Annotated in this window: 24 protein-coding genes, 1 tRNA gene and 1 riboswitch; of the genes, 13 read left to right on the top strand and 12 right to left on the bottom strand. The window is 39.8% G+C overall.

The annotated features are described in order from the left end of the window. Positions 1-57: 57 nt before the first annotated feature. The 3 genes from A1QC_RS00315 to A1QC_RS00305 all read left to right on the top strand — a co-directional run bounded on the left by A1QC_RS00315 (position 58) and on the right by A1QC_RS00305 (position 2,829). Positions 58-134, top strand: a tRNA-Val gene (locus tag A1QC_RS00315). Between the two features lie 340 nt (positions 135-474). Then, positions 475-1,779, top strand: coding sequence for a dicarboxylate/amino acid:cation symporter (locus tag A1QC_RS00310; protein ID WP_017025558.1), 1,305 nt, complete (start codon positions 475-477; stop codon positions 1,777-1,779). Between the two features lie 165 nt (positions 1,780-1,944). After that, on the top strand, positions 1,945-2,829 hold the full coding sequence (locus A1QC_RS00305) for a DMT family transporter (protein ID WP_017025557.1): 885 nt from the start codon (positions 1,945-1,947) through the stop codon (positions 2,827-2,829). A 67-nt stretch (positions 2,830-2,896) separates the two neighbouring features. Here the strand turns inward: A1QC_RS00305 and thiM are convergent, their stop codons facing one another. The 6 genes from thiM to A1QC_RS00275 all read right to left on the bottom strand — a co-directional run bounded on the left by thiM (position 2,897) and on the right by A1QC_RS00275 (position 7,894). Continuing rightward, on the bottom strand, positions 2,897-3,694 hold the full coding sequence (gene thiM, locus A1QC_RS00300; RefSeq protein ID WP_017025556.1) for a hydroxyethylthiazole kinase: 798 nt from the start codon (positions 3,692-3,694) through the stop codon (positions 2,897-2,899). A gap of 15 nt (positions 3,695-3,709) precedes the next feature. Further along, the gene (locus tag A1QC_RS00295) at positions 3,710-4,657 is read right to left on the bottom strand and encodes an ABC transporter substrate-binding protein (RefSeq protein ID WP_017025555.1); all 948 of its coding nucleotides are present in this window, start codon (positions 4,655-4,657) and stop codon (positions 3,710-3,712) included. 15 nt (positions 4,658-4,672) lie between these two features. Next, positions 4,673-5,446 carry an ABC transporter permease gene (locus A1QC_RS00290; protein ID WP_017025554.1) on the bottom strand — a complete coding sequence of 258 codons (774 nt, stop codon included), beginning with the start codon at positions 5,444-5,446 and terminating at the stop codon, positions 4,673-4,675. Beyond that, a complete protein-coding gene (locus tag A1QC_RS00285) occupies positions 5,443-6,204 on the bottom strand; it encodes an ABC transporter ATP-binding protein (RefSeq protein WP_017025553.1) in 762 nt (253 codons plus the stop codon). The genes A1QC_RS00290 and A1QC_RS00285 overlap by 4 nt, the downstream gene beginning before the upstream one ends. A 47-nt stretch (positions 6,205-6,251) precedes the next feature. After that, on the bottom strand, positions 6,252-7,100 hold the full coding sequence (gene thiD, locus A1QC_RS00280) for a bifunctional hydroxymethylpyrimidine kinase/phosphomethylpyrimidine kinase (RefSeq protein WP_017025552.1): 849 nt from the start codon (positions 7,098-7,100) through the stop codon (positions 6,252-6,254). Positions 7,101-7,208: 108 nt separating this feature from the next. Continuing rightward, positions 7,209-7,303: riboswitch (TPP riboswitch) on the bottom strand. A 63-nt stretch (positions 7,304-7,366) separates the two neighbouring features. Continuing rightward, positions 7,367-7,894, bottom strand: a complete 528-nt coding sequence (locus tag A1QC_RS00275) for a GNAT family N-acetyltransferase (protein ID WP_017025551.1) — start codon at positions 7,892-7,894, stop codon at positions 7,367-7,369. Positions 7,895-8,030: 136 nt separating this feature from the next. Here A1QC_RS00275 and A1QC_RS00270 point away from each other — a divergent pair, with 136 nt between their 5' ends. After that, entirely contained in the window at positions 8,031-8,834 is an 804-nt protein-coding gene (locus tag A1QC_RS00270; protein WP_017025550.1) for a sterol desaturase family protein, read from the top strand. Positions 8,835-8,861: 27 nt separating this feature from the next. Here the strand turns inward: A1QC_RS00270 and A1QC_RS00265 are convergent, their stop codons facing one another. Both A1QC_RS00265 and A1QC_RS00260 read right to left on the bottom strand, forming a co-directional pair. After that, the gene (locus tag A1QC_RS00265) at positions 8,862-9,752 is read right to left on the bottom strand and encodes a DMT family transporter (RefSeq protein ID WP_017025549.1); all 891 of its coding nucleotides are present in this window, start codon (positions 9,750-9,752) and stop codon (positions 8,862-8,864) included. Between the two features lie 152 nt (positions 9,753-9,904). After that, on the bottom strand, positions 9,905-10,849 hold the full coding sequence (locus tag A1QC_RS00260) for a CorA family divalent cation transporter (protein WP_017025548.1): 945 nt from the start codon (positions 10,847-10,849) through the stop codon (positions 9,905-9,907). A 175-nt stretch (positions 10,850-11,024) separates the two neighbouring features. Between A1QC_RS00260 and A1QC_RS00255 the strand changes: the two genes are divergently transcribed. Continuing rightward, positions 11,025-11,765 (top strand): DUF502 domain-containing protein, encoded by a 741-nt coding sequence (locus A1QC_RS00255; protein ID WP_017025547.1) that lies wholly within the window; start codon positions 11,025-11,027, stop codon positions 11,763-11,765. A gap of 46 nt (positions 11,766-11,811) precedes the next feature. Here A1QC_RS00255 and A1QC_RS00250 read toward each other — a convergent pair whose 3' ends face one another. Further along, entirely contained in the window at positions 11,812-12,423 is a 612-nt protein-coding gene (locus A1QC_RS00250; RefSeq protein WP_017025546.1) for a glutathione S-transferase family protein, read from the bottom strand. A 217-nt stretch (positions 12,424-12,640) separates the two neighbouring features. Between A1QC_RS00250 and A1QC_RS00245 the strand changes: the two genes are divergently transcribed. Further along, positions 12,641-13,219, top strand: a complete 579-nt coding sequence (locus A1QC_RS00245) for a TetR/AcrR family transcriptional regulator (protein WP_017025545.1) — start codon at positions 12,641-12,643, stop codon at positions 13,217-13,219. A gap of 64 nt (positions 13,220-13,283) precedes the next feature. Here the strand turns inward: A1QC_RS00245 and A1QC_RS00240 are convergent, their stop codons facing one another. Continuing rightward, positions 13,284-13,820, bottom strand: coding sequence for a DUF2058 domain-containing protein (locus A1QC_RS00240; RefSeq protein ID WP_017025544.1), 537 nt, complete (start codon positions 13,818-13,820; stop codon positions 13,284-13,286). A 167-nt stretch (positions 13,821-13,987) separates the two neighbouring features. On the opposite strand from A1QC_RS00240, the gene A1QC_RS00235 reads away from it, so the two are divergent. The 3 genes from A1QC_RS00235 (at position 13,988) to dbpA (ending at position 16,355) form a co-directional block, all read left to right on the top strand. After that, the gene (locus A1QC_RS00235) at positions 13,988-14,569 is read left to right on the top strand and encodes a DUF1415 domain-containing protein (protein WP_026025870.1); all 582 of its coding nucleotides are present in this window, start codon (positions 13,988-13,990) and stop codon (positions 14,567-14,569) included. 60 nt (positions 14,570-14,629) lie between these two features. Continuing rightward, positions 14,630-14,857, top strand: coding sequence for a glutaredoxin family protein (locus tag A1QC_RS00230; protein ID WP_017025542.1), 228 nt, complete (start codon positions 14,630-14,632; stop codon positions 14,855-14,857). Positions 14,858-14,969: 112 nt separating this feature from the next. Further along, positions 14,970-16,355 carry an ATP-dependent RNA helicase DbpA gene (gene dbpA, locus A1QC_RS00225; RefSeq protein ID WP_017025541.1) on the top strand — a complete coding sequence of 462 codons (1,386 nt, stop codon included), beginning with the start codon at positions 14,970-14,972 and terminating at the stop codon, positions 16,353-16,355. A gap of 49 nt (positions 16,356-16,404) precedes the next feature. Here the strand turns inward: dbpA and A1QC_RS00220 are convergent, their stop codons facing one another. Continuing rightward, on the bottom strand, positions 16,405-16,737 hold the full coding sequence (locus A1QC_RS00220; RefSeq protein WP_017025540.1) for an SMR family transporter: 333 nt from the start codon (positions 16,735-16,737) through the stop codon (positions 16,405-16,407). 292 nt (positions 16,738-17,029) lie between these two features. Here A1QC_RS00220 and A1QC_RS00215 point away from each other — a divergent pair, with 292 nt between their 5' ends. Together A1QC_RS00215 and alr are read left to right on the top strand one after the other, a co-directional pair. After that, positions 17,030-18,289: a D-amino acid dehydrogenase gene (locus A1QC_RS00215; protein WP_017025539.1), complete on the top strand. Its 1,260-nt coding sequence runs from the start codon at positions 17,030-17,032 to the stop codon at positions 18,287-18,289. Beyond that, positions 18,282-19,364: an alanine racemase gene (gene alr / locus A1QC_RS00210; protein WP_017025538.1), complete on the top strand. Its 1,083-nt coding sequence runs from the start codon at positions 18,282-18,284 to the stop codon at positions 19,362-19,364. Before A1QC_RS00215 ends, alr begins: the two co-directional genes overlap by 8 nt. A 1-nt stretch (position 19,365) precedes the next feature. Here the strand turns inward: alr and A1QC_RS00205 are convergent, their stop codons facing one another. Further along, complete coding sequence (locus tag A1QC_RS00205) at positions 19,366-20,259, bottom strand: LysR family transcriptional regulator (RefSeq protein ID WP_017025537.1); 894 nt, start codon at positions 20,257-20,259, stop codon at positions 19,366-19,368. Positions 20,260-20,385: 126 nt separating this feature from the next. On the opposite strand from A1QC_RS00205, the gene A1QC_RS00200 reads away from it, so the two are divergent. Together A1QC_RS00200 and A1QC_RS00195 are read left to right on the top strand one after the other, a co-directional pair. Further along, positions 20,386-21,585, top strand: a complete 1,200-nt coding sequence (locus A1QC_RS00200) for an MFS transporter (RefSeq protein WP_017025536.1) — start codon at positions 20,386-20,388, stop codon at positions 21,583-21,585. 109 nt (positions 21,586-21,694) lie between these two features. After that, positions 21,695-22,270: a nucleoside triphosphate pyrophosphohydrolase family protein gene (locus A1QC_RS00195; RefSeq protein ID WP_017025535.1), complete on the top strand. Its 576-nt coding sequence runs from the start codon at positions 21,695-21,697 to the stop codon at positions 22,268-22,270. Positions 22,271-22,479 lie beyond the last annotated feature (209 nt).

Genomic DNA, 22,479 nt, shown 5'->3' with positions numbered 1-22,479 from the left:
GTTCGAGTCCAGTAGCGGGCACCAGTTTTTAAAGTGTTTTACAATCTATAGAATTACGCCCGCTTAGCTCAGTTGGTTAGAGTACTTGCATGACATGCAAGGTGTCACTGGTTCGAGTCCAGTAGCGGGCACCAATTGAAAGCCTACTAATTATTTAGTAGGCTTTTTTTATTTAATCTATTCGATGATAATGACAAAATTTCATCTTTATTTTTTCTTTGGTTATTCACTATTCCCTCCATATAAATAATTACTCTACCGATAACAAACTAGCTTTAATAACTTTCAAGGTGGTAAATTACAAAACAACATATTGTTAACACCTTTCATACATGTTGGCAAAGTTCATGATAAATGTGATCAACATCACGCGTTGGATGCGTAATATGTTACAAAAAATTCTAAATCCTTGATGTTCTGCTACTCTCCTATCCACTTTGAAGTTGTACAAAGTAATCATACGGAGATCAGTTCATGACGAACGATAACAACAAAAATAAACGCTCACTAACGAGCCGTATCCTTATCGGTATGTTTACCGGTATTCTTTGTGGTTTTTTAATCCGCACTTTTCTTTCGGGTAATGAAATTGTCGATGCGTATATCGTCAATGGTCTATTTGATGTTGGTGGTAAGATCTTTATTGCCAGCTTAAAAATGCTCGTTATTCCACTAGTCTTTGTTTCTCTTGTTTGTGGTACCAGCTCTTTAAAAGACATCACAACATTAGGCCGCTTAGGTGGAAAAACATTAGCTTTCTATATTGGTACGACCGCGCTTGCCATCTCACTAGCACTGGTTATGGGTATTTTCTTCCAACCAGGCTCTGGTGCTGATCTGACATCTGCAACGACCTTTAGTACGGCAGAAGCCCCATCACTGGGTCAAGTTATTGTCGGTATGTTCCCAAGCAACCCAATGGCAGCAATGTCTCAGGGTAATACACTACAAGTTATCGTCTTTGCCGTTTTATTCGGGATCGCGATTAGCCTTGCAGGTGAAGCGGGTCAACGTGTTTCTAACTTCTTCAGCGATGTAAATGCTGTGATCATGAAGCTAGTTACGATCTTAATGGAAGTTGCGCCTTACGGTATTTTCTTCTTGATGGCTAAGCTGTTCACTGGCCTAGGGTTAGATGCAATTGCAAACTTAGCCGCATACTTCCTCGTGTTAGTTGCTGCGTTGTTAATCCACGCATTTATTACTTATAGTGTGCTCCTAAAAGTGTTATCAGGGCTAAACCCACTCATTTTTTGGAAGAAGATGAAAGATGCCATTATGTTCGCATTTTCTACCGCATCTTCTAATGCAACAATCCCGGTAACTATGGAAACTGCGACACACCGTATGGGTGTCAGTAACAAGATTGCTTCTTTTACTGTTCCACTTGGTGCAACCATTAATATGGATGGTACGGCTATCATGCAAGGTGTGGCGACAGCGTTTATTGCTCAAGCATTTAACGTTGACCTTACCTTAGGTGATTACATGACGGTTATCCTAACCGCGACTCTAGCCTCTGTTGGTACTGCTGGTGTCCCTGGTGTCGGTTTGATCATGCTTGCAATGGTACTAAACCAAGTTGGGCTGCCACTTGAAGGTATCGCATTAATCATGGGCGTTGACCGTCTACTTGATATGATTCGTACTGCGGTTAACATTACTGGTGACAGTGTTGTCACTTGTATCGTGGCTAAATCTGAAAATGAACTAGATCTGGATACGTTTAATAACCCTAAAGCGGGTGAAATAAAGCTGGATTTAAAACATAAAGCTTAGTTTTAACTGAATCATTTTTAAGTAATACCAGAAGCCTCAACATACTCTGTTGGGGCTTTTCTCTTATCTCTATAGTATTAAATTTTTTGCGTGTTAAGCTGAAAGCTCGATCCTTTCTGGATAAGGTTATTCCCCCCTCCAACTTGCATCACTAGAGGTTAAATAATGAATCAAGAAGTCAAGGCAACGCTTATATTGGTTCTTACTACTGTATTTGCAGGATTGGGATGGATCTTTTCTAAACAAGCCATTGAAGGCCTGCCACCTTTTGCATTCATTGGTATTCGTTTTATTGCCGCTTCACTTTTTTTACTTCCTTTTTGCTATAAAACGCTATTCGCACTCTCTAAAGATCAGCTTAAAAATGCAGCTTGCGTAGGTCTGTTAATGTCTACAGCCTTATTAACTTGGGTAACAGCCATTTCGGTAACAGATACCCTAGCTGAAGGCGCTTTTATTTCTAGCTTAGCCATGTTATTTGCCCCTTTTGTCGCATGGATTTTATTTAAGCAACGCCCTATTCGTATGTTTTGGATTTCATTGCCATTTGCGGTATCAGGATTAGCGATGTTGTCTTTATCGAATGGCTATCAACAATCACCAAGTCAATTATGGTTTTTGATCTCAGCGGTACTACTGGCTTTTCATTTCAACTTTAATGCTAAATACGCGCAAAGTGTCCCTAGCTTGACACTTGCTTGCATTCAATTGTTTGTTGTTGGGATTATTGCAACTATCGCATCATTACTATTAGAAGAATGGCCGGATGAAATTAGTGATATAACTTGGATGTGGCTTGCGTTAAGTACCATTATTTCAACGAGCTTACGTTATGTTATGCAAACCATTGGACAAAAACTGACAACTTCAGGCAATGCCGCCATCATCATGATTCTTGAACCTGTTTGGGCAAGTTCGTTAAGTGTGGCGTTCTATGGCGATGATATGTCAGCAGGAAAAGTGATTGGATGCGGATTAATTTTATGGTCGCTGTTTGTTTATCGTGGCGGTGCAAAGCTATTAGAGCGACGTACAAATAAAGCGCCATAAGTCGAAATAAAAACTCATGGCGATCATTTATTTGGTAATTATTTAAGCATCTGAATCGATAGCAAAATTAGGAACTCACACTACATTGTAATGTGTACTCAATATCACGGCTATTCAGTAGATGCAGTTGATCCAATAAGTGCAACTGCATAGATCCCGGGCCTTGGCTTTGTTTTTCAGCTAACTCCCCAGCAACACCAAGCAACCCCGTTGCGCATAACCCAGCATTTTCAAAGTCGATAGCAGCAAAAGCTCCAGTTAATGCAGTGTGGGAACAACCCATTCCAGTCACTTTTGGCATTAAGTGGCTGCCGTTACTGAATTTGGAGACACTATTTTCACCAACCACAAAATCCTCTTTGCCTGAAATCACCACATGATTGGCATGATATCGTTCAATTAATGTTTTAGCGGCAATAACCGCAGATTCGCTACTATCTTGAGAATCCACACCTTTGACTTGGCTCTGTATATCAGCCAAAGCCATCACTTCTGAAGCATTGGCGCGGATGATCAGTTTCTCTGCAAGCTCGCAAAATTCACGAGAGGTCTGCGTTCGTAAATGGCTGGCACCACACCCAACTGGGTCTAAAATGACAGGCTTGCCATTAATATTGGCGTGTTCAATGGCAAAACGCATACGTTCAATCCAGATTGAATCTAAGGTACCAATGTTGATAACCAAAGAGCCTGAGAATGTCATCAACTCTGCTACTTCTTGTCTACTGTGCGCCATGATTGGAGAAGCGCCAATCGCCAATAAAGCATTAGCGGTATTATTCATCACAACATAATTGGTAATATTCACCACTAGAGGCTTCTGCGTTCGTAAGACTTCAAGTTTCTTTGCTATGAGTTGATGCATGCGATACTCCAGTATTTATAAATAAGGAACAGGATTGACAGCTGTTTTAATCACTTTGTTTTGAAACAAAAAGTCGGCAAATGCTTGATAACCTTGTGTGTCTGTTGCTGTTGGGCGCAGAGCAAATCGGTTTAAGGTATCGTTCCAAGCTCGTCGATTTAATTCTGTATCCAATGTTTTTTCATCGTAAGATTTAAACACTTGCCACGCTTGTTTTGGGTGATTCACAATATATTGAGTAGCTTGTGTGATCGCTTGATTAAACTTAATGATTTCAGCCTGCTTTTTATTGTTCTGATTCACCACAAATACCAATTCTTCATAATTAGGTACCCCATTCTCTTCTGGGTAAAACGCTTTAACATTGATGCTTTCTAATGCCATTTGATTGGGTTCAAAATTACGTAAACCGCCCCATACTGCATCCACTTGCCCTGATGCCAATGATGAAGAAAGATTCCACCCCACATTAACCATTTTGATATCACTAAGATTCAAGCCTGAATGACGCAGCATAGTGCCCACCATGGCATCTTCTGTCCCTGCTACAGCAATGCCTACCGTTTTTCCTTTTAAGTCTTTTACTGAGTTAATTTTTCCGTTATCGAGCACTAAAATGGTATTTAAAGGCGTGGCGATTAACGTGGCTGATCGTTTTAAAGGCAGACCCGCTTCTAAGTCCATAATGAAATTAGGCTCGTAAGTTACCGCCATATCCACTTTACCGGCTGCAACCAATTTTGGCGGCATTGTTGGGTCGGCGGGTTCTTGAATCTCGACATCAAGGCCGAGCTTTTTAAAGAGTCCTTGTTGTTGGGCGACAATAATCGGCCCATGATTTGGGTTAACAAACCAGTCAAGCATCACGGTCAGCTGATCGTTGGCAAAACTTGGAGCTGAGACGAAGCTTAGCAGGCAAGTTAAAACGGTGTAGTGCGTTAATCTTATTAATTTATTAAACATAATCGTTCCTTGAGATTATTCGCTGGCAGTCCAAACGATGAATCGGTTGAGTAAAAAATCGGTAAGAAAATATAAAAAGATAGATAAGCAAGACAATATGAACAGCGCAGCAAACATATCGGCGGTTTGCATGCGCGCGTTACTTTGCAGCATGTAATAACCCAAGCCTGCGCTGGCTCCCACCCATTCGCCAATCACCGCGCCAATGGGTGCTATCACCACCGCGACACATAAACCAGACCCTAATGCAGGAAGCGCTGATGGCAACTTGACTCGCCATAATGTTTGCCACGGAGTGAGCCCAAAGGTTTTGGCCAACTCTAAATACCCCTTGGGCGTGTTCTTTAATCCGTCATAGCAACAAACGGTAATAGGAAAGAAAATAATGATGGCAGACATCACCACTTTGGATGCAATGCCATAGCCAAACCAAAGCATTAATACCGGAGCAAGTGCAAAAACAGGTATGGCTTGGCTAATGATCAAAACAGGAAGTAACCAACGGTTAATGGTTGAATTCAGTAGCAGTATCAAGGCTGACGATAACCCGAGCACAACACCTAGCAGCAACCCGAGGCCAATTTCTTGTAGCGTGACGATGCTATGCCGCAATAGCAAAGATGCTTGATCGTGAAGTGACACCCAGACATTCAACGGACTTGGTACTATGTATTTAGGCAAATTAAACAACACTACACATAATTGCCAAATGCTGAGAATAACAGCAAAGGTAATTACCATTTGAAGTAGCGAGCGTTTCATCCGAGTGGAAGGAAGAACCTGAATCATATTGCATTCCTTCTTGCGCTAACCAATTGTTCAAGCAAAGATCGTTGCGATAAAGCCAACTCAACATCGATGTCTCGTGGTGTTGCCGATGTGATGTTTAATTCAAACTCTTGAACAGTGTGAGTGAATGCGTTCATCACAAGAACGCGATCAGCCACCCTTAACGCTTCTTGAATATCATGGGTAATAAAAACCACGGTTTTCTCTTTTAATCGTTCACACGCTAACGTTTGCAACTCATAACGCGTAAGTGCATCTAAAGCAGAAAATGGCTCATCCATTAATATAATGGGTTTGTCTTGCATTAACGTTCTTGCCAGCGCCACTCGTTGACGCATACCACCTGACAATTGCTGTGGCAGTAAACTCTCTTTTCCAGCAAGCCCTAGTGATTTCAATAAAACATGCGCTTTGTTGGCTTCAATACTCGATATTTTTCCGGTTTGTAGATAGCGTTCTAAACATGTGTTCTGCAACACGTTAAGCCAAGGAAATAACAGATCTTTTTGTCCCATGTAGGCAATGTTCGAGGTCTGATCTAGGCGATCAACGTGATTGATTACGCGTACACTTCCACCGATCAACTCATCAGGCCGATGCAATCCCGCAAGCAATTTCAATAATGTCGTTTTTCCACAACCGCTTTGCCCCAATAGACAAGTCCAAGTTTGGCTTTTAAATTCGATAGAGAGATCACGAAGCACAAGCTTCTGATCATCTTGGAATTGGTATGTGATGTTTTCAACAATGATATCCATCGCGCTCTACTGGCCTTCTTTCGTGTGTTTCATACATTCAAAAACCATTAAGAGGATAAATGATAGAAATGATGAACCGGCCCTGAGCCATTACCTACATTGAGCATGTCGGCTTTGGATAAAGCATCAGAAAGATAGATTTTCGCCAAGTGTATGGCTTGTTCTAATGGATAACCTTGCCCCAAGTAAGATGCGATGGCTGACGATAATGTACACCCTGTGCCATGAGTATTTTGGGTGAAGATCCGTTTGTGACTGAAAGTCTGAATAGCACCCTTTGTCACTAACCAATCGTGACTATTTTCACCACTGAAATGGCCACCTTTTAATAAGATATTTACATTACTAAGTGGTTGATGTTGAAGTAACTTCATGATGAAAGCGTCAATATCAGCTTCATTTGTTGGCACTTCTCCCCCGATTAACAGTGCCGCTTCAGGTAAATTCGGGGTGATCACGCTCACCAATGGAAAGAGTTCATTTTGAAGCGTTTGAATTGCGGAGGTTTGAATGAGTGGATCACCGCTGGTTGCCACCATCACTGGATCTAACACCACATATTTTGGTTGATACTGTTTGAGCTTTTCGGCGATAACCTTAATCACATTGCAATCATTGAGCATGCCAATTTTTACTGCGGCAATGTCGATATCAGTAAAAACTGCATCTAATTGCTGAGCAATGAATTCAGCTGAAATAGAGTAAATCCCAGTGACGCCTCGAGTATTTTGCGCAGTTAAAGCGGTGATCACAGAACAAGCATAACTACCGGTGGCAGATATAGCTTTGATATCAGCTTGAATACCCGCTCCACCACCAGAATCTGAGCCAGCAATGGTAAGAATATTTGCTATGGGTGAATGTGATGACGATTGAAAGGCGTGATGTTCAAACATATTACTTCCTATTCAGGCGAGTGGAAGTAATAGAGCCAAAGTGATAAAACCAACATGGATTGGTATAAGCGAATAAATCTAAGGCTTATTCAAACTTAGATTTATTAGAACTTAGGCTTATTAGTTCCCTACGCCAATGCTAATTGGATCAGGTTCAACGGGTCTCATGCGATCTCAGCCTTACGGCTCCCCGACTAATGTGTGTAATTTAGAGTGGTCACGTCTTAATGTAAAGTTTTTATCATTTTATCGAGCTAAAGGTGGGATTAACGCCCTATTCGGTATAAGCAGTGACGCTGTAAAATATGGTCATCTGGCAATTTAGGGTGATCAAAATCATTGCGGGTATTCACCATACCAATTTTATGCATGACTCGTCTTGATGGTGAGTTTTGCTTGGCGGTAAACGCAAATACTTCTTGCTGATTTAACTCCGTAAAAGCGAACTCCAGCGCAGCATTTGCCGCTTCAGGTGCGTAGCCTTGCCCCCAAAACGGTTTATTGATCCGCCAGCCAACCTCGATGAATGGCGCGCAAGGAATATCAAGCTCCACTTTGTTTAATCCAACACAACCAATGAATTCTTTGGTTTCTTTAATTTCAACCGCCCAAAAGCCCCAGCCGTTATCATCAATTAGCCCAACGATCTTATTCATTAAGGCTGTGGTTTCTTCTTCATTTAACGTTGAGGGAAAAAAGCGCATGACGTCAGGATCCTGACTCATCTGAACAAAAGGTGCCAAATCGGAATCTTTCCACTGTCGAAGTAATAATCGAGGTGTATTTATTGTCATCTTTTTTCCCTTTTTAGTTTATAGCAAGAGATCAAATATACATTTCACTTTACAATGCTAGCAAATAAAAAAGTGTGCCCTAACCCAATAAAAAGACCGTAAATGAATGATTGAGGAATAAGGAAATGAAAACCGTATGATGGATGTAATGCTTGAGAAGCAAAATATTATTCGAATCAGTGTCTTCTTAATTGTCTTATTGGTGATGGCATTATGGGAAGTGAAATCACCTAAAAAAGCCCTGACACAACCCAAATGGTATCGCTGGCTAAATAACATGGGAATGGTGGTTTTCAACGGTGTGTTGCTGCCGATCGTTTTGCCATTTTTAGCCATTTCAGTGGCATTTATCGCCCAAGAAAAACAGTTAGGGCTTTTCAATATTCTGACTATAAACGCTGTACTGACAGGAGTGTTGTCGGTCATTCTTTTGGATCTGATCATTTACTGGCAGCATCGAATATTTCATCAAGTCCCTCTTTTATGGCGCTTGCATCGAGTTCATCACGCTGATCAAGATATCGATGTTACAACCGGTTCGCGCTTCCACTTTATTGAAATATGGCTATCCATGCTGATTAAAATGCTCGCGATCATCCTGTTTGGCATTTCACCGATTGCGGTGTTGGTGTTTGAGGTTTTATTGAATGCCAGTGCTATGTTTAATCACAGCAATGTACAGATACGCCCGCGTATTGATAAGTACTTAAGAAAAATCATTGTAACACCCGACATGCACCGCGTGCATCATTCTATTCATGTTAATGAAACTAATAGTAATTATGGCTTTTGCTTATCTATTTGGGATAAGTGGTTTGTCAGTTATACCGCCCAACCCAAAGATGGCCACAGTGATATGCTGATTGGTTTAAAATCATTTCGTCACCCTAAAGAGCAAAGTTTATTGGCTATGCTAATGCAACCATTTAGACGTACTTAGAATGATGCACGCGAATCACAGCTCACTTTAGTTGGATTTCTTTTTCCAAAACTTAGGATAGTTAGCATAGGTAATGATTAAACCTGCCGCAACGATAAAAGCACTCCCGATCAAGCTATACATGGTAGGTAGTTCATCAAATAACCAATAACCAAATAAACAGGCAAAGAAGATCTGGAAATAGAAAAAAGGTGCCACATGAGAAGCATCAGCAATCTTCATCGCCTTAATTAAACACAGTTGCGAAATGATCGTCACCATTGGAATAGTGATGAAATAAGGTATTGATTCTCTAGTCGGTGTTATCCACATTTCGGGTTGAACCAGCAAAGCTATTGTGGAGACCATACCTAAGATAAAGAAGCTATTAATGAAAATCGACAAAAAAGAAATAGCAGGATCAATGGTTTTAGTAATTAAGTTGTACCCTGTATTCGCAAAAACAATCAGTAAAGGAAGTAAATAAATAAGATGTAAACTGCCACCATCACTCGGATTCATCACGACCACAACCCCAATAAAACCCAATATGGTAGCAAACACTTTTAGAGGCGTGAGTCTCTCATTAAAGAATATTGCCCCACCAAGCATAAAGGCAATTCCTCCCATTTGAACAATAATGATATATACGTTGAGTGGCATGTAATTTAATGAAATTACAGAAGTTATCGCACAAACCAAAAACAAAGTTGAACGTATAAGGAGCTTTTTATTGGTGGCTAAAATAGCCATTTTTGTTTGCTTCGGCATGAATATCAGCATAAACAAAAATGGAATCGCAAAACGGAAAAAAACCATCTGAACAGGATGATAGCCATGCATCACCAAATATTTATCCGCGCTGTCTTTCATTGTTAATGAAAATGTCGCCAATAAAACAAGGCTAGCTCCGAGCACATTGTTAGGTTTAGTGATCATAATAAATACAAAAGTCTGTAAGCGAAGAAAATGAGCTTGAAAAGTACGCCTTTTAGAAAAAAATTCAAGTTCATTACATTACTTATCTGCACATACTTAGATTGCAGGAGTAACCCCTCGTTAAGTTACAACGTAACAATCATCAAGTGTTATTAAAAGAATTTCAACCACTTAAGTAAAAGAAGCTCTAATAGCAAGGTTACCCCAAGACCAGCACAAAATAGTGCAAATGCCATGGGGTTATCTACACCCGGTATTCCACCAATATTGATACCTAATAACCCAGTTAAAAATCCGAGTGGTAAAAATATCGCAGCAACAATGGTAAATAAATAGGTGTTACGATTCATTTTTTCCGCTTGTTCTTGCGCAATTTCTGACTTCATCACTTGGATTTGCTCTAGATAAAAATCCATTGACTCGGTTAAGCGTGTACTGGTATCCAATACGTTCCAACTGTGTGTTTCCACTGAGCTGATTTCAGGAATATTCGCTTCAACCAGATCATTAATAGCGTATCGCTGAGGCTTTAAGAATCGACGCAATTTCAAAATTCTCTTATGAATCAAATGCAATTCATTGTCATCATAATCTGCCTCATCCAACTCAAATAAGCGCTCTTCCGTTTGGTTTAAAAACTTTTCAATGTTTAAGTTTAAGCCAGTGATGATAGCCATTAATAATTGAGGTAAAGATTTAGGTCCATTACCATTCAATAATGCATTACGGATATTGGTAATGGTACGAGACGACATTTTTCTCGTTGAAATAAGGCTGTTATTTTGCCAGAACATACGAATGCTGAGCATATCATCTGGCTTAGCACCTTCATTCAAGTTTACTCCTCTTAGAATTAATAAAAATGAACCATCCTCATAAAGCTCAAAACGTGGCCTTGTGTCATCCTTTAATAAGCTATCAATAATGCCTGGTTCTATCTGATTAAGTTGTAGCCATTTTCGCAAGCCGATAGATTCCCGTTGGCAGTGATACCAATTACCAGTTTGGATTTTTGCTTCATGTTCATTCCGAGGAGTGATTTGCTCAGCGTCTACGCCATTAAATTGCCATTGATCGATAAGAAAATGATCTGTCATTACTAACCTACTCTTAATAAATCCAACTTCTCATTATTAATGCAGAGCTTCAATCAACACGCAAGCTTTTGTTTAATGAATATAATCATTGGTAGTTCATGTATTAACTGTTGGTATGCCGTTTTAAAACGTTTAGAGTGTGATCTTGTTTGATGCATGAAAGAGTTATTGAGTGATGAAAAAGTTTTTGATCAGAAAAGTGAAAATTGGGATGTTGTTTGTTATTCCCCTTGTGATTGCAAGCTGGGTCGTCAATGCGGTAGTTCAGTTTATGGATAAAACGGCTGGGTACTTTCTTCCAGACGGAATACATAATCAATTGAGTAATATCTGGGGCTTTGGTTTATTAACTGCCATATTATTGATGTTTGTGGTCGGCATTATCTTTGATGGCAGTATTCAACAGCGTTTTTATGACTGGTTGTCGGACAAGACCATAAACCGCATTCCAGGCTTCGGCATCATTCATAATTCAACGAAACAAATCATGGAAGCCCTCACCTCTGAAGAGTCGCCATTTAAAAAGCCTGCATTTTGCCGTTCATGGTCCGGGCCAAACTCAAAAGAAATCGTGTTTGATTTAGGGCCAACATGGATGATCCCAAACACCAATGGTGAGAAATTTTTAGCGCCAGACGGCCAACTTTATCCAGTGCCTGAAGAAGGCTATCGGGTGGTATTTGTGCCTCAAGCCATTAACCTATCGAATGGTTACGTTCGTTTTGAAAAAGAAGACGATCTTCAATACGTTCCCCACCTTGCGGTTGAGCAATTAACTGCCACCTTGATTTCATGTGGATTAACGCTGCCGAAAAAACCTGATGATGCATTAAATAAAGTGTTAAAAAATGAAGCAGAAATGCAGCGAGCTTTACAGCAATGGAAAGAACAACATGAAGCACAAAAAGCATCATAAATTTAACCCCAGCCAATAACTGGGGTTAATCTATTATTATTTCTTTTTATTGAAAAGTTGGGCGAGCAGACATACGTTCATACCAGCTCTTAATATTAGGATATAAGTCGACAGCTTGGATCTCTAACGCCTTTAAACACACAACATCAATCAGCATGAAACCGGTAATATCAACAATACTAAATTTATCACCTGCGATAAATTCATTACGACTAAGCTGTTTATCCAGTTTTGGTAAGAACTCTTCTACACGAAGTTTGGACTCTTCGCCCCATGCTTTAACACAACGCTCACGGTCGCTAAAGACTCCAGATAGATTTCGAAATGCCTGAAAACCGGCATACAAGCCATCAAACTCAACAATGCGGTGCCACATTTCAACTTTTCCTGCTTCCACGGCGGTTTCACCAAATAGCGATAAGTCCCCTTCTGCATTGGCAAAATAACGACAAATTGCCACTGATTCACTAATAGCCGTCCCATCATCCAGTTCCAACATTGGGACTTTACCATTAATGCTTTTCTCTAAGTATTCTTCGGTTAAGTTTTCACCATCACGAACATTAAGCTGCACGCGATCAACCTCAATTCCTAGCTCTTTTAAAAAGATACCTACACGACGTGAGCTTGGATTGGTAGCAAATTCATAAATCTTCATGTGTTATTCCCTTATATCAGAATGATCGTTTAGCTTACCTTATGAGTTTATAAACGATCGGTCAATAATAAATGTGACAGATTGTGCTCTCTTGGGAATTTAATGCATTTTACTAGCTAGAATAATTGCAGTTGCAGCATTGAACCTGAAAGGTATAAACTCGCTGAATCTATAATGCCCAATTAGTACGACAAATATAATAACGTTAGGATAAATCATGGGAAGAAAAAGCAATTTTGATAGAGAGGAAAAGCTGATTCTAGCGATGCACCTTTTTTGGCAGAAGGGTTACGTGAATACCTCTATCTCTGAGCTTGTTGAGCATTTGGGTATCAACCGATTTAGTATTTATAATACTTTTGGTGATAAACAAGGCTTGTATTACGCCTCTTTGCAACACTACTTTACCCATGTATCTCAACCAGCTAGTCAGGTGTTGTTTGGTGACAATGCCGATATCGAAACACTGTGTGAATTCTTAACTCGTTTTGTTGATATACAAAAGAAACAAGAGTTTGGCTGCTTTATTCAAAATGCCCTACTTGAACATGCCAATCGAGACAAAGAGGTTATTGCCAAAGGTAACGATCTTTTCACACACTTACAAAAAGGAATACAGAACTGTTTAACTCACGCATTAAATAAGCAACAGTTAAATTCAGATACCGATCTAACTTGCTTAACAGATTTAATTTTAGTGCAAATACAAGGTATTCGTGTTTTAGGAAAAGCCAAGCAATATCAACGATTAGATAACAGCTTACGCCAACTAATCATGTTATTAAAAAAGCCTTAACTCACTAGAATTAAGGCTTTATAGCCAAGTAACTTCAGAATTCAGAGCGCTCTGGCAAGCAGCATCACCACATCAAATCATCTGGTACTACAAAATCAGCATACGGATCGTCTTCATCCTCTGCTTCTTGAGTCAAAACATTATTTAAAACAATGCTATTTTCGTCACGCAGTGCGATTTTATCGGCGACACTGGCTGGAATTACAACGTATTCATCTTCACTATTCACAGCGGCAAAACGAGCAATCGCTAAACGGCCATTCGTTAATTGATTTTGAGTGAATTTATCTACGTACAGTTTTTTAACGGTAGTGCCATCGGTAAAGTTGTAACCAATGTCGCCATCTTTAGTATCAACACGGTTCATTTCAATCAGTTGCTTCACCTGTGCTTTGAGCTCTTTGGTTAAGGTTTGTTGTTTTTGCTCCGCACTTAACGCTTTATCTCGTTCAATTTGTGCTTTCTTGTTTGCCTCAACCGCTTCTCTTGCCTCACGAGCTTGAACACGTGATTTTTTTGACGATTTTTTTGCCTTCTCTAATTTCTTAGAATTGACTAAACCCGCTTTAAGCATTTGTTCTTGTAATGTCAGTTTTGCCATGATGCTCTCTTTACGACGTAATCTTTGCAATGATTATACCTTTATCAACCTCTTACTTGAAGTAACAGTTTTGCTCGGTAAAAAGGAACCTATAATGTGCAACATTTGTGAGCTTCATCTCGGTTGTGTGTTAGAATCTGCCGCAAATAATTAGCGAGAGTTTTTAAATGTCGTCATCACCTTCTCTTCCTAGCCACTCAAAAATAGAATCAGAAGTGGAACAATGGTTAATGGATGTCGTTATTGGTTTGAATTTATGCCCTTTTGCAGCAAAACCACAACGAAACGCTCAAATTAAAATTGTTGTTTCAAATGCAAAAGTGGAAGAACGTTTACTTGAAGACGTTTTTCAGGAATTCATGACACTAACTAATACGCCAGTTGTTGAGTTAGAAACAACATTAATTGTGATTCCATACATGCTCAGCGATTTTGATGACTATAATTTCTTTTTGGATTGGGTGGATGCTCTGATCAAACAAGAAAACTGGCAAGGTATTTATCAAGTCGCTACCTTCCACCCTGATTATTGTTTTGCAGGTGCAAACCCTGATGATGCAGAAAACTTAACAAACCGATCGCCATATCCGGTACTGCATTTAATTCGTGAAGAGAGTATGGAAAAAGCGGTAAAACATTACCCTAACCCTGAAGCGATCCCTGATACCAATATTGCAAGGGTTGAAGCGCTTACTGAATCAGAGAAGAAGCAATTGTTTCCGTATCTGTTTAAATCAACCAATATTTAATCGTCTGTTATCACTTCAAAAGCGAATAACCGACACCAACAAACCAGCAAAGATATTATTATGAAACGAGTTGTACTTTACGTGTCAGACAAATGCCCTCATTGCAAAGCGGCAAAAATGTATTTGGATTCAAAAGGCATTAAATACCGATTGTGTGATGCCAAAATGCAACGCGGACGTAAAGAGCTCGAAGCCATGGGTGCGCGCGGTGTGCCGGTGTTAAAAATTGGTGATCGTATGATGGCAGGCTGGAACGCTGCTAACTTCGACAAAATATACAAAAGTTAATAGTAGAACCTTTATTAACGCCCCTTTCAATATCTTGTTAAATCTGCTGGATTCACTAAGCGATTAACACGGTATTTTATGTGACAAAGAATTTTATTAGGAATACCTTATTGTGAGCAATACTTCATTTTCTACTCTAGCACTAGATCCAGCGCTTATCGAAAACCTAGAAAGTTTAGGTTACCAATCCATGACACCAATTCAAGCCGATAGCCTGCCTTTAATGTTGGCGGGTAAAGATGTGATTGGACAAGGTAAAACCGGTTCAGGAAAAACGGCTGCTTTTGGCTTAGGATTACTTGCCAACTTAAACGTTAAACGTTTTCGTATTCAAACATTAGTGTTATGTCCGACACGTGAACTGGCCGATCAAGTAGCGACAGAAATTCGAAAATTAGCCCGTGGTATTCATAACATAAAAGTATTGACCTTATGTGGCGGTATGCCTTTTGGTGCTCAAATTGCTTCACTTGAGCATGGAGCTCATATATTAGTGGGCACCCCAGGTCGTATATTGGATCATATGGATAAAGGTCGTATCGATTTATCTGAATTAAATACCTTAGTGTTAGATGAAGCCGATCGTATGCTAGATATGGGTTTTCAAGATTCCTTAGATGCTATTGTTGAACAAGCGCCTACAGAGCGTCAAACTCTGCTATTTAGTGCCACCTTCCCACCAGAAATCAAAAAAGTGGCGAACCGCATTATGCGTAACCCTGAATTGGTTAAAGTAGAAAGCCAGCATACTCACTCAAGCATTTCTCAGTTCTTCTATAATGCTGATTCTTTTGAGCAGCGCCTAAAAGCGACGAAGGTTTTATTATTAACCCATAAGCCTGAATCATCAGTGATTTTCTGCAACACCAAGCGTGAAACACAAGAAGTGGCCGATGAGTTATATGACACTGGCTTTGATGTGATTGCCCTACACGGAGACTTAGAACAGCGTGATCGTGATCAAGCTCTACTACGTTTTGCTAACAAAAGTGCTTCTATTTTAGTGGCAACAGATGTGGCGGCCCGTGGTTTAGATGTTGAAAACTTAGATGCTGTGATTAACTTCCAATTAGCTCGTGATGCAGAAATCCATGTTCACCGTATTGGACGTACAGGTCGCGCAGGCAGTAAAGGCATGGCATTTAGCTTGTTCTCTGATAAAGAAATGTTCAAGGTTGCTCAAATTGATGAGTACATGGACATTGCTATTTCTCCATCAACGTTACCTTCTGATAACGTGTTATCTGAAACACCATTTGAGTCAAAAATGGATACCATTCAAATTGATGGTGGTAAAAAGCAAAAAGTACGTGCTGGTGACATTCTTGGAGCGTTAACAGGCGGTGATAACGGTGTGGATGGTAAGCGTGTCGGTAAAATCCATTTATTTGATATGCGTGCTTATGTTGCCGTAGAAAAAGGCATTGTTAAGCAAGCCTTGAAGAAGATTTCAAACGGAAAAATGAAAGGTAAGACTTTCCGAGCTCGTATTCTTTAATCCTAGTGTATTTTTTAGATTCACCAACTTAAAGCCGTTGGTGGATCTATTAATGCCCACCTGACTTAGAAAAGATATTGATAATCGCCACACCTAGAATAATAAACCCCATTCCAATTAGAGCCGGTATATCCAGTTTCTGCCCATGTACAACCCAAGACACAATACCAATTAAAACAATACCAAGACCTGCCCATATTGCGTATGCAATACCAACAGGTACCGTTTTTAATGTTAATGATAAGAAATAAAATGCAATACCATAACCTATCACCACAGTTATAGAAGGCATTAACTTGGTGAATCCTTCACTAGACTTCATTGCCGATGTTGCGACTACCTCTGAGATTATCGCAATACCTAAGTACAACCAGTGCTTCATTTTGCCCCCATAAATTCAAATATCATATACATTATTATTCCTGTATACCCCCAGAGTATATCACCGCCTAATTTTCAAACACCACCATGAAATAATAAATTTAAATTGCATAAAAACGTGACAAATATCACCATAAATAAAAACCCATTATTTAATAACTTTTGTGCTGCATAATATTAACAATTTTAGATTTTAAATCTGCACTTTTTAAAAATACAAAGCACTATTCTCTGAAAATTGGAATAAAATCGGATTTATTAAATGTGATCACTTCAGTGTTTTAAGGACAATTATGCATATTACTGTTTTAGGTGGTGGAGTACTGGGTGTTGCAACTGCATGGTATTTAGCCAAGTCTGGTCATCAAGTAACCGTTATAGATCGACAACCAAGTGTGGCACAAGAAACCAGCCATGGTAATGCAGGGATGATCTCACCTGGATACAGCTCCCCTTGGGCTGGACCTGGTGTTCCTTTGAAAGCAATTGGTTGGATGATGCAAGATTTGTCTCCTTTTATGATTAACATGAAAGAGATGGATGGTTATACGCTTTCTTGGATGACAAAAATGCTGGCTAACTGTAATACACGCAGCTACCAAATCAATAAAGCTCGCATGTTAAGAGTGGCTGAATACAGCCGTGATTGCTTTGTTGATCTTCGTAAAGAACTCAATCTTGATTATGAAGGTCGTCAGCAAGGGACTTTGCAATTGTTTCGTAAGCAAAAGCAAATAGATGCGTTGCAAAAAGACATTGAAGTATTGAAACAACTAGGCATTGATCACCAAGCTTTGGATATGGATGGTTGCGTGTCGCATGAACCCGCTCTGAAATACGTCAAAGATAAATTTGTCGGTGGTTTACGTCTACCTGGCGATGAAACCGGCGATTGCTTCAAGTTTACTACTGAGCTTGCAAAACAATGTGAAACATTAGGTGTTAAGTTTCTGCTTAATACCACTATCCAAAATCTTAATGCTTCCAACGGTAAAATTGTGAGCGTAAATACTGATAAAGGCCAAATTGTTGCCGATGCTTTTGTCTGTGCATTAGGAAGTTACTCACCTCATACTTTAAAAACTGTTGGTATTGATATTCCCGTTTATCCTATAAAAGGTTACTCGCTGACGCTTCCTATCGAAGATGAATCTCGTGCGCCACAATCAACCATCATGGATGAAACTTACAAAGTCGCCGTCACGCGTTTTGCGGATCGCATTCGCGTAGGTGGAACCGCTGAAATAGCTTCATTCAATTTAGAGCGCCCGTTAAAACGCCGTGCGAGTATTGATTTTGTGGTTCAAGATATGTTTCCAGGTGCAGCGGATGTAGCCAAAGCAGAGTTTTGGACTGGTCTTCGCCCTATGACTCCAGACAGCACCCCTATTCTTGGTGGCACTAAATATTCTAATCTATTTTTGAATACGGGCCATGGCACGCTGGGATGGACAATGTCTTTAGGATCAGCCAAATTTGTTGCCGATATTATCAATAACAAACAACCTGATATTGACCCTGAAGGTCTGTCTATCGAGCGTTATTATGGCTAGACCAACAAAAGCGACCATGAATCTATCTGCTTTTAGCCATAACTACCGGTTAGCGAAATCACTATCACCTCAATCGAAAGCGATTGCCGTAGTTAAAGCGGATGCTTATGGTCATGGTGTTATTGAAATGGCTAAAAGCTTGGCAAATGAAGCCGACGCTTTTGGTGTCGCCTGCATTGAAGAAGCATTGGAATTGAGAGAATCTGGGATCGTCCAGCCTATTCTTTTATTAGAAGGCTTTTTCTCTGAAGATGAACTTCCATTAATTAACCAACATGACTTTTGGTGCGCCGTACACAGTGACGCACAAATTGAAGCTCTCGCTCGTCAGCCGAAAAGTGATCAATATAACGTTTGGTTGAAGTTTGATAGTGGTATGCATCGCCTAGGCTTTTCTGAAAATGAATATCAACAAGCTTACGATAAACTGAATGCATTACCTCAAGTAAAAAATATTGTGTTAATGACACACTTTGCTTGCGCAGATGAGCTAAGCAGTACCATGAATCAACAACAGTTCTCACTGTGCATGAAAACTTTTGCACATATTAATGCCCCAGTAAGCATGGCCAATAGCGCCGCCACCCTACACGATGATAAATATCGTTTAGATTATCTAAGACCCGGCATTATGTTGTACGGTGCGTCACCTTTTCCTGACGCTCATTTCAATGGTGATAAATTGAAACCCGTGATGACTCTTAGCTCTGAAGTAATCGCCATTAGGCAAGTGGCAGCAGGAGAAAGCATTGGATATGGGCAAAGGTTTGTCTGTGATAAATCAATGACTATTGGTACGGTCGCAATTGGTTATGCAGATGGCTATCCAAGACACGCCAAAGACGGAACACCAATGATGGTTGATGGACATAGAACTAAATTAGTAGGACGTGTATCCATGGACATGTTAATGGTCGACTTAACCAATATTCCCAATGCAAAAGTTGGTTCAAGCGTTGAGTTATGGGGTGACCACATCTTAGCGGCCGAGGTTGCCTACTATTCAGACACGATTCCTTATACGCTATTTACCGGTATTACCCGTAGAGTAAAAAAAGAATATATTTCACTTTAACCTAAGTTGGGATAACCGTTCCAACGCCTAATCTTTGCTTGGTGAACTGCATAAAGGCTTTATCGGCCAATGATAAATAGCCTGTTTTTCGCCAAGCAATTGCAATATTCAAAAAGATTGGCTCTTCAAAAGGAATTGGCACCACGCCTTTTTCAAACTGAGTGACCAATTTGAGTAATGCACTGATAGCAAAATCTTTTTGTACTACTTTTAATATCATCGGAATTAAATTTGTTTCTATCGAAATATGCTGATCTAGCTGATTCTGCTCACACAATCTATCCACCATTTCCCGGTGAAAATAGCCTTTTTTAAACATGATTAATTCATGTGAAAAAAACTCTGCATAGCTGATCGTCTCCTTTAGTGCAATTGGATTATTAGGGCTGACCACGGCAACCATTTCATCACGAATGATCGGTTCAACATCTAAAGACTCAGGCACATTGTCATTTAAAATCACGCCAAGATCTAACTCACCCGACAGCAACATCTTCCGGATCGATTGAGTACCTGCGTCAACAATCGTTAACTTTAAATGAGGATACAACTGCTTAAATTCCATTAATATATCCGGAAAAAAATAAGAGCCTAGCATACTAGGAACACCCAACCGCACTTCACCCTTTACTAACCCTTTTAGTTCTTTCATTTCCCAAGTGGCATCTTGAATTTTTTGCAAAATTTCTTTGGCATGAATGTATAAACGCTCACCTTCATCGGTTAAAGTAACCTCCTTTTCGTTACGCCGTAACAAGGTAAGTTCCATTGATTGTTCTAGCTTCTTAATGGCAATACTTAAGGCTGGCTGAGCTATATGGAGCATTTCTGCTGCTCGTGTGAAGTTTTTCTTCTCTGCCACAGCAACAAAATAGCGTAATGATTTGGTATTCACATTATTAACCTAGCTAAGATTTATCATTAATTTAATTTATCATAACTATAGATTTAATATATTTTATGTATCACATATTTATTGATATTGTGCCCTTATACGTTAAATCACCGATGAAGCAATGCAATGGATGACCAACAAGCAAACTTAAAGAAAGTCACTTTTGGCCTATTTATTGGTTCATTTATCTCGTTTTGTAACCTCTACCTTTTTCAACCCCTACTGCCTTTAATTGCAGATCATTATTCGGTCTCTGCAACAAGAGTTAATTGGGTCTTAGCTGCAGCAACCCTTACCTTGTCATTATCGCTCGTGCCTTGGGCTATTTATTCGGAAAATATTGGCCGTCGTAAAGTGATGTTCATTAGTCTGTATGCGTCTCCTATCGTTGGATTATGCATGGTTTTTTCCGACCAATTACCTTTGCTTGTTTTGTCGAGGGCATTGATGGGAGTCGCATTAGCTGGCTACGTTGCCGTTGCCGTTGCTTATATGGCTGAAGAATTTTCACCTAAAGTATTTTTGATAGCAGTAGGTTCCTATATTGGCGCAAATTCACTTGGGGGCATTACCGGGCGGATTTACGGAGGCATAGTTGGAGAACATTTTGGCTGGCAAACAGCGGTGATTGGAATGGCACTATTCAGTCTTATTATCGCTATTCTTGTCACATTATGGGTGCCACCTCAAGAAAATTTTGAACGCAAAAATAAACGTTTAAATATACATATTAAAGAAGCCGTTACGCATTTAAAAACGCCCTTATTATGGATAGCAATGCTTATCGGTGGGTTCAATTTTGCCTTGTTCGTGAATTTATACACAGTAATGGGGTTTCGACTCGTCGCTGAACCTTTTTCATTGCCTGTTGGTTTAGTGTCTCTCATCTTTTTATGTTACCTAACTGGCACATTAACCTCACGTTTAAGTGGTGTTTGGTCTTTACACTTCACGCCGATAACGGGAATGTTTATCGGAACATTAGTGAGCCTTTTAGGCATGCTGATCGCACTCATTCCAAGTATTATTGCCATGCTCGTGGCTTTATTAATGATCAGCTCTGGTGCTTTCTTTACCCATTCCCTTGCCTATGCCTGGGTAAGCTCAAAAGCGCAAACCGCTAAAGCCAGTGCTACCGCTCTGTATTTAGTCCATTACTATGCAGGTGGGAGTCTCGGTGGTTTTTATTTGATTTACTGTTGGCAAAATGGCGGCTGGCCAATGGTTGTGATCGGTGGCGGTTTACTCTATACGATCATTTTATGTTTGTGTTATGCACTCAAACGACAACAACGCTCACAGGTAACACAAAGTGCATACACGTGATTGAAATTCAAATAACTCAATTATCTCTCATTCAAACCTAAGGTTAACTAATGGCTTTGCTAAAAGAATTTGTTATGATCCAGCAAATTTTTCATACAAGGCGACTGTTATGCAATTCACTCTTCTTCATACCGAGCTTTATCAGCATTTATACCGAGACATTACCGAGTTTCGTTTCACTTTTGATTTACCAGTTGCCGATCTTGCAAGTTTGGATGACAAAGCTGATACCCTTCATAGTTCTTTAGCCATTGAAGAATTAACCGAGTTAGCTGAAGCGGATTGTAAAACTGAACAAGCCGACGCGATTGTTGACACCGTATATGTACTAATGGGTCGATTAGTTCATCGTGGAGACGACAAGGTAGAGAGCAATATTGGCATTACTTACATTATTGAATTATTACTGCATGTTGCTAAAAACCGTGGTATTGAATTTTTGCCTTGTTGGGATGAAGTGCATTCCAGCAACATGAGTAAAGTGTGCCGAAACGAACAAGAATTTACAGAGACTCAAGCTTTTTACGCGAAACAAAATGTAGAATTAGAAGCCGTTAAAAAAGGCGAGTACATCATTGCAAAATGCGCTAAAGACGTCGAGATGCAAGGTAAAATTGTCCGTAAAGGTAAAGTATTAAAATCGGTTTATTACCGCCCTGCTGATCTTGCTTCTCTTACACAATAATCTCTTCAGTATGAGAGCTTTTTAGTGTAGATATTAAGCACACAAAGCAAGATAAAAAAAAGCCTGCCTCAATTGAGACAGGCTGTGTGTTTTTGTCAGACTAAAAAGCCAACTTAGTTAACACAATAGGACGAGAATGTATCAAACTCATTAATGCCAATACTGTGCCAACTTTATATTATTCATGTAAATAGTTATTAACTCACTGT

The organism is Vibrio rumoiensis 1S-45 (assembly GCF_000286955.2).
GTDB classification, from domain to species: Bacteria; Pseudomonadota; Gammaproteobacteria; order Enterobacterales; family Vibrionaceae; genus Vibrio; species Vibrio rumoiensis_A.
The sequence above is the reverse complement of the archived record's forward strand: the minus strand, read 5'-3'. Positions and strand labels throughout refer to the sequence as shown.